The organism is Corynebacterium amycolatum SK46 (assembly GCF_000173655.1).
GTDB lineage: Bacteria > Actinomycetota > Actinomycetes > Mycobacteriales > Mycobacteriaceae > Corynebacterium > Corynebacterium amycolatum_A.
In genome coordinates this window covers 43,011-59,892 of the sequence record NZ_ABZU01000003.1, presented here as the reverse complement: position 1 = coordinate 59,892, position 16,882 = coordinate 43,011, and the positions used below count along the sequence as shown (strand labels likewise).

The window sequence follows — 16,882 nt, the reverse complement described above, 5'->3', positions numbered from 1 at the left end:
GCAATCGGTGTAATTCCTAGATTGCTGCGCTGGTAACTGTTCAACTACAGAAAGGCGCCCGCAGTACCGTAACGGTACTGCGGGCGCCTATTTTTGTAGATTAACTGATTCCTAATATTTGGAATGCGCAAATAAACACTGGGTTAAAAACGTTAAACTGTCGGGCTTCTTTCGCTTGGGAGTCTTTATAAAAATAGAATCAAAGCGGGGGGATTGTTCGAATTATCGTGTGGGTAATCCGCTCCCCGCGGTAAGGTAAACAAAGGATAAGAGCTCTGTGTGAAAGGAATTCAGCGGTGAATCAGCAGCCACGTCAGGGGGGAAGCTGGCAGCCACATGGCAATAGCGGTCAAAACGCAGGCTGGGGAAGTGCTCAGCCTAATTCGGGCTGGGGCGGATCTCGGCAATCTCCAGGTGGTGGCACCGCCACTCCTGGGAACAATGCTCAGTGGGGTGGTCAGGCCGGAGTGAATGCTGGCGTTCCTCATGCTGCTGCACCTCAGAGGGGACCTGCGACGGCAGAACCTGCAGCCACTAATTCGGTACCAGAGCCTGCGGTGAAGGACAAGAAGAAGACCCGTAAAGCGGGGCCGAAGAAGGCGCCGCTCGCCGGCTGGCCCAACTTCGCGCAGGTAGCGCTTGCTCTTGTTATTGCGGCGCTTTCTCTATTTGTCTTTTCCTATTTGCAAGACCTTGTCGCGGACTTCGATCGGTTCAGTTCTCTTCTGGTTTATATCCAGTTTGGTCTCTATCTCGGACTTGGTCTTGTATTTGTTTTTATTCGCTGGCTTTCTAGCGATACTCGGCCATTTCTGTGGGCATCGATGTTGGCAGTTGTGTGGCTGAGCGTTTTTTTCTTGCGCATGGATAACCGCCCCTGGATGCTGGGAATTCTGGTGCTCTTGGCGGGAATCGTTTTCCCAATCGCGCTTTTGTTTATGGGCATCATTGCGGATGCGCGAGGTGAGCGGCTGGGTACTGCCGGAGCTTACTTCCTCTCGTTGTTGTTCCCAATCGCAGTTTTTGGCTTGTTTGCATTTTTCTATCACATAGCCACAGGCGGGCAGTCAGGTGGTCAGGAAATCCGCGTTCCTTGGGTTGCGCCTTGGTATCTCACGACGAACCTTCATCTAGCTTTCATGCAAATACTGGGGAAGTTTCCTATTGGTCAATTCCTTGCATTCATCTTTGTAGTGTCTTGCTACCTTCCAATCGCGAGCCGACGGAGTGCTTCCAATGACTAATCAGAACCAGAATGTTGAGACAACATCAGCTTCGGTGGCCCCGAAGCCTGAAGTAATGCCAAGGCTTGTGCTTCTGTTTGTCGCACTCGTGATTGGTGCGATTGTTGCATTTTCCTTTGGCCATGCTGTCAATGTCTACGGCTATCGCATGGGGCAGAGCGCTATCAAGCTCGAGGGAAATCAGGAGCAGTTTGAAAAGACTGATGGGGGGAAGTTCAGTCAGACTTCTCGTCGAGAGGAACTCTCATATTCTTTGACCGACAACCTCGAAGACGAGGCTTCGAAGATGATAGAGAATTCAAAGCCTGAGTTCTATTACCGGTTCACGTTCACCGATAAAGAGTTGACGAAATCTCATTTTTATACAGAATCGCTATTGCCAACAGAAGACGGCAAGTGCGAGCGAATTCTTCTCGACGGAAACCCCATATCTCCAGTGGAAGACACTCCCAGCGCTGACCCGGCAGAAGAAATTGCTGCAAACAGGGAAAATAGAGAGCCTGTTGTGAAATGTAACTACCCGATTGACTTCGATGACTACTTCACATGGAAGATCACCAAGCCCGAAGAGCAAAAGGACTGGACCAACAAATAACCACCGCCGAGCGTAAACGGTAGTGAGCAAAAGGCGATTGGAATAAGGACACAGGTTTTCAGATATGACTAATGGATTTGGCTCAGGTGGATTTGGTTCCCAAGGGGATTCAGGTCAGAGTAACTCGGGCTTCGGAGCCCAAGGTGGCACTGGCGGATGGGGTGCCGGTCCCTCCGGAAATGACAACAGCGGGAGCGCTGGAGGATTTGGGTCTGGCGATAGCTCGTTCGGTCAGTCATCAGGATCGTTTGGACAGGCGCCGAACTCGTTTGGGCAAACTCCGAATTCCTTTGGTGGAGGCTCCGGCTTCGGCCAGAGCGGTTTTGGCCAGAATAGTTTTGATACCGATGCCCCGACCTCTGCGTTCGCGCCGCAGGGAGATTCGGCTAATGCTGGTCAAGTGGATACAGGTGCTGGCGCTAGCACCGGTCCGCTGAAATTCGGCACTGGCCCCTGGCACTGGGTGGCCACCGCGATCGGATGCGCAGCCGTTGGCCTGATTCTCGGCATTGTCGCCTACTTCACCGCTTCGTCGGCAAGCTCTTTCACCAGCACGACGTTTACAGCGATGGCCTTCGCCGGCTGGGTGATTGGTGGCATCCTGACCTTTATTTTCCTGGGTCTTCATGTCGTAGAGGACAACAAGCGGCGCGCGAGCGGACCGTATATCGAAAACTCCACGCAGGTGTTGCTCTACAGAGCAGCAGCGTGTGTCGGTCTTATCGCCATTGTCGTAACGGCAATTGAAATTGCCCTGGTCTTTGCAAAATAGGAACTCGTTGATGTCTAAAACTTTTTATAAAAAGGTCCTGGCCACTGGCGTTCTGGCATCTACGGCCATTGTGTCCTCGAGCCTCGGTACCTTTGCCAATGCCCAGGAGAACCCGGACACGAATCAGAACGCAGCTCAGCGTCTGGCCGCGTGTATCCAGGGTTCGAAAAGCGCTGACATTTTGCTTGTAATCGACGAGACTGGATCGCTTGTTGGTAAGGGGTCTAACCCTCAGGCGACTGACGCTGAAGGAAAACGTGTCGATGCAGCGATGAACTTTGCGCGTGAGATGGCTCGTTACGCCGATGACAACAAGGCCGCAATTAATATCAAACTCGGTGGCTTTGCTGACGACTATCTGCCTCACGGTGGTTGGCAGAAGCTTGCGATTGAAGGAAACGGCACGAACGTAGACCGTGATATCGAAGCGTTTAAGGACCGCACGGACGGCGAATACACCGACTACGCCAAGGGTTTGGATGGCGCCGCCGAAGCGGTGAGCGATGGCACATCAGACTGTAAGGCGATCCTGTTTTTCAGCGATGGTTTCCCTACACGTGAAGCCGGTGGCGCAGAGGCTGTAATGCAGGATGTCTGCCGACCAGAAGGCGCAGTTGGACGTCTCCGTGCAGCTGATACGTTGATTTTCACAGTCGGCTTGGCGCCGGAGAAGTCCGCAACGGACACCCCTGACTTGCGCCGCATTTCTGAGGGGGATTGCTCGAACAGCGCCCCGAGTGGTCAGCACTTGTTCGCCAACAACCCCGGTGAACTTTTGGCAGCCTTCCGTCAAATGGTTCCCAACGGTGGATCTGTTGAAGCTGAGCGCAGTTTGACCGAAAAGCAGGATTTTACGCTCGACAATTCGATTGACAATGTTCGCATCAGCGCGCAGCCAGATTCTGCAGTCGAGGGAGCTGACAAGCTGACTCCAGTTCTCACGGGCCCCGATGGGAAAGAGGTTGAACTCAAGTCCGGCGCCCAGACAGTCGCGGGCAACGAAGTCAACGTTGTCGAAAACGTCAACGTCCCGGGTGGCTATGACATCGATTTAGCCAAGGGTGCTGACGAGTGGGCTGGACAGTGGAACTTTGGGTACAAGCCACAAGAGTCGTCGGAAGGCAAGTACCACGTCAAAATGACGATTGAACCTGGCCTTTCCATCGCAGTTGATGGCAGCGATGATAGCTCGGCACTATCGCTGAAGTCCGATCAGCCGCTGGCCGTCAGCTTGTTGAACAAGGAAGGCCAGCAGCACGGCCTTGAAGGCACCGCGGATTTGACCGCTGAAATCGTTGGTGAAGACGGTACAACGGTTCCGTTGGGTAACCACGACATCCACACCGGCCGAGTTGAGATCCCACTTCAGGATATCGACGATGCCGTGCGGGGCACGCTGCGTCTTAACGCCATGATTGCTACTAAGCCCTCTGGTGATGGGTCTGGTACGCAGCTAAAGCCAATCGTCTATGAAAAGCCAATTTCCATCGTGCCGGCCAATGCACCAAACATTCCGGGCTCCGCGATCTTGAATATGAAGGGCACCGAAGGCAGCTTTGAGATTCCTGTCACGGGGCCGGGCGAGGTGTGGATTGAGCCCGGCGCAATCGACACCAACGGCACCCAGATTAACTACTCGGCAAATCATGATTCCGCGAGCCCGCTGAAGCTCGGCAAGGGTGAAACAGGAAAGATTCTGGTCACCACGAAGGTCGACAAGGCAGTCGATGCCCCAATTAATGGAGCACTCGTGCCGGTCGCGTTCAAGGATGCCGACGGCAAGGAAGGATCCCCAGCGCAGGTTACTGTTAACGGTTCTGTCAACGCGCCGGTTAACAAGGTCGTTTTCGGTGCCACGCTCGTTATTGTGCTGCTACTCGGCCTGCTTATCCCCATTGGTCTGCTCTACCTGATTCGCTTCCTGACCGGTAAGATTCCGACAAATCCGGGTCTTCACGTACTGCGTATTCCAGTGTCTGCGCGCGACTCGCAGTTGCTGCGACAGGACACCGGACGCGAGTTTGACGTTGATTACCAGAATGATTTCATCAACGCTGTGCGCACTAAGTCGACGGGCAAATCCCTTGATGCCGCAGGTCTGCCAATCAAGGTACGTACCGGATGGAACCCGCTGGCACCGGTGCAGGCAGTTGTCGATGCTGAAGCAAGTGTCAGCGATGACGGCAAACAGGTCGGCCGCCGAGCCTCCCTGCCACTGGCCGTCCACAACCGCTGGTTCGCATATGTGGATCAGAATAACCCGGCAGATCAGGCCATCATTCTGCTGTGTGATGAGAGCATGTCGCCCGAGCATCTCGCCACCGTGGTCGAAGAAATCCAGAGCAAGGGCGCGAGCCGTATTACCAAGCTCGCGCAACAGGTTGGCGAGCAAGGGGCGCCGTCGTCAAGCACTGGCGGTGCGCCGGGGGCTGCCGCGTCTGGCTTTGCGACGGCCCCTGGAGCGTCCGCCGCCCCGGAACAAAATAACGGCGGTTGGGGCCAGACCCCTGCACCTGAGACTCCGAGCCAGCAGGATTCCGGTTGGGGTATGCCTGCAAACGGAGCCAGCAACGGATCCGATACCGGGTTTGGTTGGGGACAGGCCGATGGACAGGTTTCCGATAACAGCGACGACACGTCCACACAGGCGTGGGGCGCAGTAGGTGATTCGGGGAATAACTCCGCGTCCGGTGGCTGGGACCAGAACGCCGGTGGTGGCTGGTCTGACTCCGGTTGGGGAACCGATCAGCAGGACAATAATGGCGGATTTAACCGCTAGACGTCGCAATCACGACTAATACAGATAGAACTGAAAGGCTCATTCTCATGAAGAAGTTTCTGATCGTCGGCTGTGGCGGATCTGGCGCCAAGACGCAGGCCTACATGATTGACCAGCTGAAGGCATACCTCCGCCGAGTCGACCCAGAAATCGACCGACTGCCGGCAGCGTGGCAGTTTGTTTCCATCGACTCTCCGCTGGAGGCGGAGAAGTACGACGTGCCAAATGTCAAGCAGAGCGGCGGCAGCTACATCTCGGTTGGTAATCGCCAGCACTATAACGAGTTCGACACAGGCCTGTCTCGCAAGCTCGGTCAAGCTGGTGCCTTGGGAGAGGTCGCTACGTGGGCCGACCGCAACCCACGTACTCGCAATACACCGATTTCCGATGGTGCTGGTCAGTACCGTGCCATTGGCCGTATGCTCGCCATTAATTCCTTCAAGGAAGTGCGCGATGGCCTTGAGGCTGCCGTGCAGACCTTAAACAAGGTTGAGACCAACTCTGAACTCAACGAGTTGAACACGAAGGTTACCGGTCAGTACCAGGACGCTACGAAGGAAACTCCACTTGTTTTCGTGATTAGCTCCATGGCCGGTGGCACCGGCGCTTCGATGGCATTCGATGTCTGCCGCCTCCTGAGCAGCATCGACGGTGTGCAATCCGGCAAGACTGCCGTGTTTATGTTCACCCCGGAGGTCTTTGAAGCTGTTAACGCGGACAAGATGACCGGTACTCGCGGCAATGCGCTTGCAATGTTTGGCGAGGCCTTTGCAGCGCAGGCTGGCACTGCGGTTGAGCACGACCAGCGGTTGCTGCAGGCGATGGGAATTTCCGGCCACTCGGATACCGCTACTTTCAACCGTCTGTTCCCGATTGGTGCCCGCGCGGGTGCGCAGAAGTCCCTGTTCGGTGATGGCAGCCCGGGGGATATTTACCGTGGTCTGGCACGATCGCTGGCAGCTTTGATGACCTCGGATGCAGCCTCAAACAGCTTCGTCCAGTATGACCTGGGTAATACCGGTGTGGAGGCGGGCGACCGTTCTCTGCTGGGTTGGGGTTCTAGCGATGAGACTAAGTGGGAGCTCATTCCGTGGGGTTCCATGGGCTTTGCAGAGCTCAGCATGGGCCGCGACCGTTTCGCTGAATACTCAGCGCAGCGTCTTTCTCGCACGGTGTTTGACCACCTTCTGGAGGGACACTTTGACAAGAGTGACCCCGCCACCGCATCGGAGCAGCTCGAACGCCGCGTCCACGAGCAGCAGGCACAGTTCTTCCATGAATGCTGGCTGCCGTCGGCGCCGAACAGCGGGGCAGTCCAGCAGTGGATTCCACAACTATTTGGTGTACCCACCCGCAATGTGACACAGCAGGCGAAGGGCCTGCTGCACTCCCGAATTCCGGCTGCGGACGGTATGAAGTCTGCGGAGTGGGCATCCCTGGTTCGTCAGCGTCTCGCGCAGTCTGCGGGCGAGGTTCATCACACGATTGATCGCGCTGCCTCGGTGGCCGTCTTTGAGTTCTCCAACCCATTTGCGGACAACCTCCTGCGCACTCTGGAAAAGGATCTGTCCAAATACGGTTTGGCCTATGCAGAAGCTCTGATTAAGAACGTCAACCTCCTGCTCAAGGACGGTTTGATTAACGCACTGCGACAGCTTGGACAAGCTGCTAACTCGCACAACCCGGTTGCTCCGACCCCACAGCTGGAGCAGCTCCTGGCACCGCTGAACGGTCGCGGTAGTGTGAATAACTCGGTCCAGATTTCCGACCAGATTATTCAGAGTTTCGAGCCGCTGCTTCAGCAGCACTTCTGGATGTGCGTCGCTGCACGTCTTGCCCCTGTGTTAGAGGACTTCCGCAACAACTTCCTGATGCCGCTGTCCCGTCAGCTGGAAAATGTGCACCAGGATCTCGAAGCCAAGGCCAAGGACAAGCCGACGTCCACCAAGCTTGCCGACGTCACCACCGATGAGCCCACACTTTGGCCTTCAGACGGTGACGAGTTGGTTGCTGACCGCTTCTTCGAATCGAAGAATGTCAAGCTAATTACCAAGGTCGAGGAGTTCCCACGCGACTACGAGGCACACCTGACCAAAACCATGTCGGATACTGACGGCCAGCAGCTCAACCTGCAGCAGGCAACTCAGGCAGCTATTCGCGAAATCATCCTCGGCATGTGGGAAACCACCGGTGGTCACAAGGCTCCGGAGGATACCTTGGCTGCAAGGCTTCCCGAGCGCTCGGACTTCATTGGTAACCGTGCGGGTTGGGTCGCTCGCGACCTGCTCGATGACCCACTGGGGCGCGTCGAAAAGCGTGACCCGCGCCCAGGCGCATTCGAAGTGAAACTGCGCCCGACAGACTTGCTGGAGCGCTCCCGTCAGTGGCTGGCACGCCCGGGTGAGCCGTTTGAGCAGTTCATCAGCATGGGCCTGCGTCACTACCTCAGTCGTGAACTGGCCCCGAATGACACCGTGTACAACGAGCGTCTGTCGCGCCTGCGCACGGCATTTTATGAGTGCCTGACGCTGGCTCTGCCGCTGGCGTCAATCAGCAAGGAAATGCTGGGACGCGTCTACGGCAACTCCAACGAGGTCTACAACTTCAAGTTCTCGGAAATTCCGTTCAACGGACTGGAAGCCAAGGATGCCCTGTTGGGTACACTCACGTCGTCATCGAGCATTAGCCAGACGTCTCAGGGGGAGTTCGAAAAGTCGCTCAACACTGCTGATCATCTGCAGTCCTTTACTGTTTTCGGCGCGTACCCGAACTACTCGCCGATTGTGTTCAGCTCGCTGTTTCCAGCGATTGGTAAGCAGATTAATAGTCTGCGCGGGCAACTCGACGAATTCTGGACACTGCGTCGTGCCCGCCCACTAGCAGCTGCATTGCCCATGTCCCGCGAGGAGCGTCGGGCAATGATCGGTGGCTGGTTTATCGGACAGATCACCGGAAAGATTTACATCCGCGGCGCAAACGAGCCTGACGGTCTCGCATACATCTACTCGGACAAGAAAAACACATGGCTTCCGTTTGTTAAGCACATGCTAACTCCGCGTACTAAGTTCAAGGCCGACTACGATTGGCTCCCAGCGGTTTTGGAGTCTATCTTCGTGGCCTATGCCAATGTGCAGGAAATCCCGATGGGCGGTCAGATTGGCGATTCGCTGCAGCCGTACATGCTCCTCCGTGGGCTTTACGACGACGGCGACCAAGGTCCGACGACTGGCGGCATCGCTATTTCCGGTGTGCGTGTGTTGCACGAGTGGCTAAAGGACGGCCAAGATCGGGTTCACGGCCAGTCACCATACGGTGGGACCAAGGAAGAGCGTAAACAGAACGCGGAAAACTACCTGAAGCAGTGGCAACAGCTGAGCTTGAACTTCATTGAGAAGAACCCAATGGGTGCGCTACCAGGTTCGATGCCAGAGGGACGACCATTTGCTCGAGTTACTGACCGCAACGTGGCATCCAGCATGCCGTTGTTCCGGGACATCGCTGAGGATGTCTACGAAATGTGTGATGACCTGATTCGTCGTCTGGATGAAGCTATCCAGTATGAACCAAAGAAGGTTCCGGGCAGTGCTGTACCAACGCAATCGTTTGACAGCACTCCCGAGGTTCCGACAATCCCGTCGTTCGGCGGAGCCCCGACTATGCCAGGGGCGACTGGATCACCAGAAACTCCGGTTACGCCAACGCAGCCGGTGCAGCCAAGCCAGCCAGCTAAACCTAGCCAGCCGAGTGAGCCGAATGAGCCGTTCGGGGGCAGTTTCGACGGTCCGGAGACCAGCGAGCCTACGTTTAACTGGGGTGAACAGGATAATTCCGGTGATAATCCGTTTGGAGGTCCATTCTGATGATGGAAAACAAGGTAATTCTCCTCGGTAGTGGCTCTGGTGCTAATGCCATTCGCTCGGCGCTGATTGACTTCACAGCACTCGGTCTCATTCCGGAATTGTTGTGGGTTAACCCCGACAGGGAAGGCGACAGTGTCGAGGTCTACGAGCACAGTGCGGCAGAGGGGCTTGTCGAAGAACCACGGTCCATCGCGGCTGTCGTACGAGACTGCAAGCAGGTATTGCTCGTCGCGCTCGATGACATCGAAGACGAGGGGTCGTACCTCAGCGAAACGGGAATTAATCGCTGGGCAGACATAATCCACTCATCGAAGGTCGATACGAAGCGACTTCACCTGATTCTGTCGCGTCTGCCGCTGATCAATCGGCCGATTGAGCCAATCGTGGGTTGGCCTCGGTTGGTTCTGGCAGCAGAGGACTCCGATACGCCATCCGCTCCGCAGACTGCCAAGTATCGCAGTGATGGCCCGGCAGAATTGGCACGCTATGCTGCACCAGCGATTGCAGGTTTGACCGGCCTGTGGGAGGGAATGAACGAGGTACCGGTTCTAGGTGACCTCAACGCAGGTCGCCTAGACACCGAATCGGGTAGCAGCACTCGACTTGTCCGTGTGTACCACCGCCGTATCGATGCCACCGAGATTGAATCACTCGTCCGCGAGGGTGCACTTAACGTACGTGATTCGATTCCGCAGCCGACGTCGTCACGCGGCACACCGGTAACCGTGGCCGTTGATTCCGATGAGGTCGTTTCCGGTATCACTAAGCGTTTCAGTGATGTGTCCCGAAAGTCGCTTTTCGAAGACTACGAGCCAGCCGCAAAACTGGAGTCTGTCCAGGTCAGCGCGTGGCAGACCTTTAAAGCATTTTTGAGCTTCTTCTTCCGTGCAGTAATCGGTTCCCCATCTGACTGGGGTAACGCAATGAAGTCCTCTGGCCAATCGGCATTCGCCAGCGGTATGCAGAATTTGCTGTACGGGCAGGAATCGCAGATTGAGGTAGTTTGCGGTAATCACTCTGGTAAGCAGCGCAACTTCACTGTTGAGCAGATGCACGATGTCAGTGCCAAGCTGCGTGAGCAGATTGCCAACCAGAACACGAACGAGTTCCGTGTGGGGCCGCCAGATCAGCTTGCAGCTATGTGGAGGACCTACCAGGAATGCGCTCTGACCTTGGTAGATGCTGAGCAGCGTAAGAACTCAAAGAACTTTGCGCCGGTGGGGTGGAGCGACCTGAACCCGACGGTGCTGTCGAACACACGGTTCTCCGTTGTTGACTCCAGCGAATCCTTTGATGGTGCGCATTCTGTACTGAATGCGCAGTTCGGCAAGAATTTGCCGAACACTACGGTCGCGCCATTCGATCCGTTCAGCGCCGAGATTTACCAGCGTCACATCGATCGGGCTGCCAAGCAGTCAACCGATCGCAGTCTCACTCAGAAGAAGGAAGACTTCCGGGTCTGGAAGCGCAACAATTCCCGCAGCTTCGGTTGGGCAGTTGGCAACGAGCTCATGGGGTTCATTTACAAGGCTAATGAAGATGTCGCCCGATTCCGTCAAGAATTTGACGATATTCAGCGTAAACTTCGCGAGCTGGGAGCGGGTGACGATGGCGTCGATAAGCGTTTGCTGCGTGCGATGCGGTCGATTACCTGGGGTTGGCTGTTCTTCGTCATTATGATGATTTACCTGGTGCTCGGCGGAATTAATCCGGATTGGAAGATTCACGGCAACCTTGCTGAGCTGAGCTGGCCGTGGGGCCTTACCGCGGTTATCGTTTCGACAATCATTGCGTTGGTGACCGAGTGGCTGCTTTACGCACGTGCGCGCCGCGGATTGTACGAGCGCAATCAGCAACGTCAGCTGTTGCGGAAGCAAGAGGAAATTGTGTCCCGGAACCTGGCGCGAGCGATTGCCGCAGTCGAGCGCACGACCAATGCGTATGCTCAGCACCAGGCATGGAGCCGAGTGCTCGGTCGCGCGATTAACTTCCCATTTGGCATGCAGGTGAATCAGACCGCGCCAGTGTCGATTCCCGAAGGTGGCTTGCCCCGAGCAACGGTCATCGGCCGCGCAGAGGCAAGCGACATGGCAATGAAAACTTCGATGCAGACGCTGCGCAATAAGCTATACCCAATTGGATGGGCAGAGCTGTCGCTGAACAGACTCATCGACGACGCAAACACGGCGATGAGCGCCACAGTTTCGACGCGGTATGGGATTGATGACTACTCCGGTATGCCGGGCTATGGTTCAGGTTCGCAGCTGGACAAGCTGGTTTACGTCGCTGAGAGCCCGGATTTACCACGTCGTGTCGATGCGAGCGCAGCCTGGAGCGATTGCCTGGCTAGTAATCAGGATGATGCCAATACAAAGGAACTGACTTCCCGTATGGAGATTTGGGAAGAGTCGGGTGCCCGCACTATCGAGACCGCGAATATTCTCGCGACCTTTGGCAAGAACAACGAGGGGCAGGAGCTTCTCGCATCATTTGCCGATGGTTCTGTGAACTTCTCGGCTGCGAACAGTGGAGCCACCGACATTGACCCAGAGATTTCTCGGGTGGTTGATAGTCAGGAGGGCACATCTTCACCCACCGTTGGGACGGGATCCGGAGAAAGCGGCGGCGCCGGCTTCTCGCGGACGTTGACTCTGATTCAATACGGGCGGTTGACCAATCTCGATTCGCTGCAAGCGATTCAATAATTAATGGAAGAGGCATTTAGATAAATGGTCGACCATAGTTTTGACAAGCAGCTTTCGGAGATTCCCGAAAACATTTTGCTTGCAATTGCATCAATGGACAATCCGACGGTTGAGGCAATCCGCCGCAAGCTACCCGGACCTAAGAAGCAGTACGCCGAGGAGCTGTGGCAGCGCTTCCAGGGCAGCGCTGTGCCCGAGGAGGCTGCAACTACTAGCGAAGCGGCGGCCGAATGGGCTGTAGAAGATACCGCTTCAGCCGGTGGGGAAACTGGGGGCCTAGACGAGTGGGCTTCGATCACTGCAGCGATGCCAATGGATGCTGGCGCAAGCGCTGCTACCACTGAGGCATCGGAGGGGGGCTCGGTGAAGGTGCCGTCGGAAAGCACCGTGCCGTCGATGATGGCAGAAAACCCGCACCTGTCTGACGATGCCACCGCCGATGCCGGGCAAGACGATTCAGCGGACGAGGAAGAGGAACAGCCGAAGAAGAGGCGCCTGTCCGACCTGGCTAAACAGGCCAAGGAGTTGCGCGAAAAGGGTAGGCGTGCACGTGTCGACGAAAACGACTTCGTCGACCTTTACGCGGAGGACTTCGCGGAATTCGCCTACGATGAGGAATCCCTGAAGCCGCAAGGACGGGTGAAGGCACGTATTTTCCAGGAAGAAGAGGCCTCGACTGTCGAAATTACATGGTCACCGGGCACTCTTCCTACGAAGGATGACATCTTCACGGTCTTCCGTGTCGTGGCCTCGGATCGGGTAGTGGAATGCTCGCCTGATCTCGGTCAGCAAATCATTGTCACCGAGGGCAAAGAGTATGTCGAGCAGGCAAATCCTGGTGTCGCCGTTCGCCACTACCAAGTGTGGGCGTATACGGGTGAAGATCTGAACGACATTCTGGACTCGCAACCGTACTTCATCGGTGAGGACCTGGTGGTTTTCCCGGTTGAAGGCGTTGAGGTGCAGTGCTCTGACGGCATCGTCGAAGGCAACTGGAACTTCGTCGAGCAGTATGACCAGGTGCAGGTTTTCGCTTCGCCGGAGAAGTCAGGCGACAGGGTCGATTCGCCGGAGTTTCGTCTTCCGGCGGGTGTGAGTAACCACAGCTTCAAACATGAGACCAATTCAACCGGTCAGACGATGCGTTATGCATTCAAGCCGTTTGTGAAGTTCCGTCAGAGCGAAGTCGCGGGCAAAGTTGTGGTCAAGACCGTCGAAGTCAAGGCTGTACTGCAGGCGCCGGAAATCGATGCGTTTCTCGATGACAGCAGCGGTCGTGGCGACAAGGTTATCCTCTCGTGGTACTCGCCACCGGCTGGAAACGTACGCATTTACTTCACTCCGAAGGCACCGAGCACCGATCTGACCATCACCACGGTCCCGGAGTCCGCCCTGGATTACGATCCCGCCATCGCCGAAGGGCACAAGGCAATCGAGGATCCGTGGACACAGGACGGCATTTCCAGGACTGAAACTGCATCGTGGCCATCGGGGTGGACCGAGCTGCACATTACGCCGATTACAGTGCTTAACGACGAGGCCGTCGTGGGCAAGTCCGTAGTATTGCAGCAGGTAGGCGAAGTTGCGGAGGCGACTATCGTCGAACGCACGTCCCAGCAGATTATTAACTTTGTGTGGCCACAGGGTGCGGACATTGTTCGGGTGGAAGTTGCTCCACGAGGTACCGGTGGTGATTCGTACCGCGAGACACGCGCTGAGCTCGATCGCGGCCGCTATATCCGAGATGGTGGGGTCCGACTGAACCTAAACCCAGACGGGGAGACGGTCTTTCTGACACCACTGAGCACATTTGCCGGCCGAGAGACTGCATCTACGCCTCTTCAGCTGGATTACCCGGGGCTTGCAAAGTACTTCTACAGCATGGAAATCATTCAGGGGATTGGATTCAAGGTCTTCATTTGGAAGGAAGACGGAGAGGACCTGAATCCTCCGAGCTTCGTCGGTGTCTATCACCCCGCCCGTCTACCGCTGGCAGAGACGGATGCCAATGACATGGGAGCTGCAAAACTTCAGATTTCGACGGTCAGGAATCTGGATGGCCAGTTGGTGTCGGAGCCAGGGGCAATTCTTTCCCCAGAGCGTTTGCCGGGTAGTGAAGCCGAAGCACGCGCTGCTGAGAACTGCTTCTTTGTGGGATTTCGCGACCAGGAATTCGACCCCACAACTGGCGGTCGACTGCGCCTGTTCATTCAGGACGAGGCCCAAGATGAGCACATGCCGCGGCGCATCTTGCTGGATACCTTCAACCAATTCGTCGCTGGGTGATGAGGGAAGAGCAAGAAACGATGGCACAAGAAATAATGGCGCAGGGTTTTTTGACTTTCGCCTCTTTCCAAAACAATCGTCGATCCGGTTGGGGAATCGGTCAGCAGGCGGGTCTCAACGACGCTGAGTCCAAGGCGTTGGTTGAGGTCGTCCCGACCGTCATTGATTCACCGATCGAGATTCCAAAGTATCCAAACCGAGATGAAATTGCGGCAATGGATCGGCGTACCGCGGTCTTGGACGCTCCTTGGCAGCAGTCAGGGCACCCCGAGGACAGGGTATTTATCTACTCAACGCCGGTCGGTGAAGATGCGACGGGACGCCGTGGAAATGTTTTCACCCAGGCATATGTTCTGCGCGGTGGGTTCGGCGGACAGCGAGCAACCGACTTCCTTGATTCGGACGGCCTGCTGACGCCTTTTGGGCCGCAGGAAGTAAACTCAATCCCCGCGTTGGACGGCCAGCTCCACAAGGGCCCTTGCGCCATTCCGGAAAATGTGTGGAATTGGATTTTTGACGATGGCTCGCCAGTCGATCGCGCCGCCGTGCACCGTGCAGTATTGAGCGCTGTCAATCATGTATTGAAGCTCTCTACACAACAGCGGGTAGTGGCAATCGCATGCCCCAACCAGGAAGCGAAGTTCTGGCTTTCAGCTCTGTTCCTGAGCGCGTCACCAGCCTCTCTCTCAGCTATGAACTGGTCGACTTTTGAGCGTGCCCGTAACCTTTCCCGAGCGGTGGAGGCCGGATATCAAGTTGTCTGTGTTCCTCTTGAGGATTATGACGCAGCTGCGGCGAACCACGATGTCATCTGTATTCGTACGGATACAGAACCCAATGTCCAAAACATTGACGGCGAGGGTGCTGTTCACATCTTGAACGGAACCAAGATTCCTGTCTCAGCCTGGGAAGTCCTCTTTGAATACCAGTGTTTTGATGCCGATTCGGCCAGTGCAAAAAGCCGTAATGCGGTCGAGACTAACGAGCAGGGACATCCTTCCTGGCATCTTGTGTCGGAAGCTGTCATGGATGACGGAATGCTTCGTTATCTACGAGAGCCTATCCGTCAGCAGATTGCGGCTGGCCCGTTGCCAGCAAATCTGAATGAGAGTGTTTTTGACAAGCTGCTGACGGAATTCGGTCCGAGCCATTTATGCTCGCGTCGCTTTCCGGAACTTCACAGGCAGCTGATGAAGTGGGAAACACTCGGGCTGCTTTCAGAGCAAGAGATTGAGCAAGCTATCCGTGGATCAGACTTCCTGGATCTCGTGTTCGAGGACTGCTATCAAGTTCGGGCGCTGCCTCGCTCCGGTGCCAAGATTGAAAAAATCCTACAGCAGTTGGTCAGCGAGGATGATCGCCTCTACCAGCACGTCGTCAATGCCAAGGCACTCGACCCTAACGTCTCTAAGTGGTTGGGGTTGGATGAGTTTTCACTCTCGCTGAGCTCAACAGTTCTGAGCGCAGCTGAGAATAGGAATCACCGTGCGGTTGACTTGGTGGATGCGCTCTTGGTCTCAGCATGGGCACTGGGAAAGGTGGCAGACAGCAATTCGCAGCCGAAGGGCCAGGATCCGTTCACCGGTGGTTTCTCTGATCCTTCCTTCACAGAACCGAGTTTTGGCAGCGATTTTTCCACCAGTATCGGTCCTGAAAATTCTGATTTTGGCGTGACGACGGCCCCTGCGCTGGGTGCTCATGAGTCACGAGCTATCGCTTTTGGGCTGAACTCAATTGAGACTGTCCTGGATAGCGAAGGCCCCGGTTGGCAGGAGAATATTTCCATTTTCACCCCTGCCATTCGTGATGCGAAGTCATTGCTCTCTGCAGAGGGCAAAGATGTGCTTGCGCTTGGAATGTGGCGAAATGTGCCCGAGGCCGCGCAGTCCGCGGCTGCACCGCCCGCGCCTGAAAAGATACCGACCACGTGGGAAACACCTAGCGGTTCGGTGTCACAAAACGGCAGCATTAATGTTAAGCAGGCTGAATTTGCGCAACCTGAGTCGGACTTCGCGCCGGTCAGTTCGAGCTCCCACAGTCCGGGGCGCCGCCCAGGTAGGACGGCAGCGGAAATTACGGGCAAGAAGACCGTGGACTTTGGGACGCGGTCGGCGTGGGGTCAGGGCGCTGTGGAACAAGAGTGTGAAACCGAGCGTTCAGACCATACGGTCACGCCTTTTACTGATCAAGAATTGGCTGTATTAGCGGGAGCAACACCCGCAGAAATAAGCTCCTGGATTAAAGAAGAACATCAATGCAGTCCGCTATTTCCTAAGAACTTGTACTCCGAGGTTCGACTGTCCAAGCTTTCTGGAATCTTCTTTGGACCCATCGAGAGTGATCCACTTCTCTACGGTGCGTTTGTGTCGTTAGCCTGCTGGGCTATCGAGGATGCGTACCAGTCGCTCAATAATCGGAAGCTAGCAAAGTCGTTGTACTTGCCATGGTGGCGAATCGACTTTATGGAAGAAAGTTTGTTTGACGACCTCGCACTATCTCTACCTGCTGCACAGCGTGACAAGAGCGTTTCGCGGATTGAACTAAAGAACAAGTACATTGCAAAGCTGGAAATCCCGGGAATCAGTCCTCTAACACGTCGTGCCAACGACGTTTCCCGTCAGTACTGAAAATTAGAATTGAA

8 protein-coding genes are annotated in these 16,882 nt (G+C 55.7%); all 8 read left to right on the top strand.

Features of this window, described 5'->3' with window-relative positions; all coding sequences use genetic code 11:
- Nucleotides 1–296: 296 nt before the first annotated feature.
- Nucleotides 297–1,244, top strand: coding sequence for a hypothetical protein (locus tag CORAM0001_RS03540; protein ID WP_005510149.1), 948 nt, complete (start codon nucleotides 297–299; stop codon nucleotides 1,242–1,244).
- Nucleotides 1,237–1,839, top strand: a complete 603-nt coding sequence (locus CORAM0001_RS03535; RefSeq protein WP_157752526.1) for a hypothetical protein — start codon at nucleotides 1,237–1,239, stop codon at nucleotides 1,837–1,839. Before CORAM0001_RS03540 ends, CORAM0001_RS03535 begins: the two co-directional genes overlap by 8 nt.
- A 64-nt stretch (nucleotides 1,840–1,903) precedes the next feature.
- Nucleotides 1,904–2,611: a hypothetical protein gene (locus CORAM0001_RS10880; protein ID WP_005510165.1), complete on the top strand. Its 708-nt coding sequence runs from the start codon at nucleotides 1,904–1,906 to the stop codon at nucleotides 2,609–2,611.
- Between the two features lie 10 nt (nucleotides 2,612–2,621).
- Nucleotides 2,622–5,390, top strand: a complete 2,769-nt coding sequence (locus CORAM0001_RS03525) for a vWA domain-containing protein (RefSeq protein ID WP_005510256.1) — start codon at nucleotides 2,622–2,624, stop codon at nucleotides 5,388–5,390.
- Nucleotides 5,391–5,437: 47 nt separating this feature from the next.
- Nucleotides 5,438–9,250, top strand: a complete 3,813-nt coding sequence (locus tag CORAM0001_RS03520) for a tubulin-like doman-containing protein (protein WP_005510111.1) — start codon at nucleotides 5,438–5,440, stop codon at nucleotides 9,248–9,250.
- The gene (locus CORAM0001_RS03515; protein ID WP_005510104.1) at nucleotides 9,250–11,955 is read left to right on the top strand and encodes a hypothetical protein; all 2,706 of its coding nucleotides are present in this window, start codon (nucleotides 9,250–9,252) and stop codon (nucleotides 11,953–11,955) included. Before CORAM0001_RS03520 ends, CORAM0001_RS03515 begins: the two co-directional genes overlap by 1 nt.
- 24 nt (nucleotides 11,956–11,979) lie before the next feature.
- Nucleotides 11,980–14,241, top strand: coding sequence for a SaeA-related protein (locus CORAM0001_RS03510; protein WP_005510200.1), 2,262 nt, complete (start codon nucleotides 11,980–11,982; stop codon nucleotides 14,239–14,241).
- A 20-nt stretch (nucleotides 14,242–14,261) separates the two neighbouring features.
- A complete protein-coding gene (locus CORAM0001_RS03505) occupies nucleotides 14,262–16,868 on the top strand; it encodes a GAP1-N2 domain-containing protein (RefSeq protein ID WP_005510129.1) in 2,607 nt (868 codons plus the stop codon).
- Nucleotides 16,869–16,882: the final 14 nt, after the last annotated feature.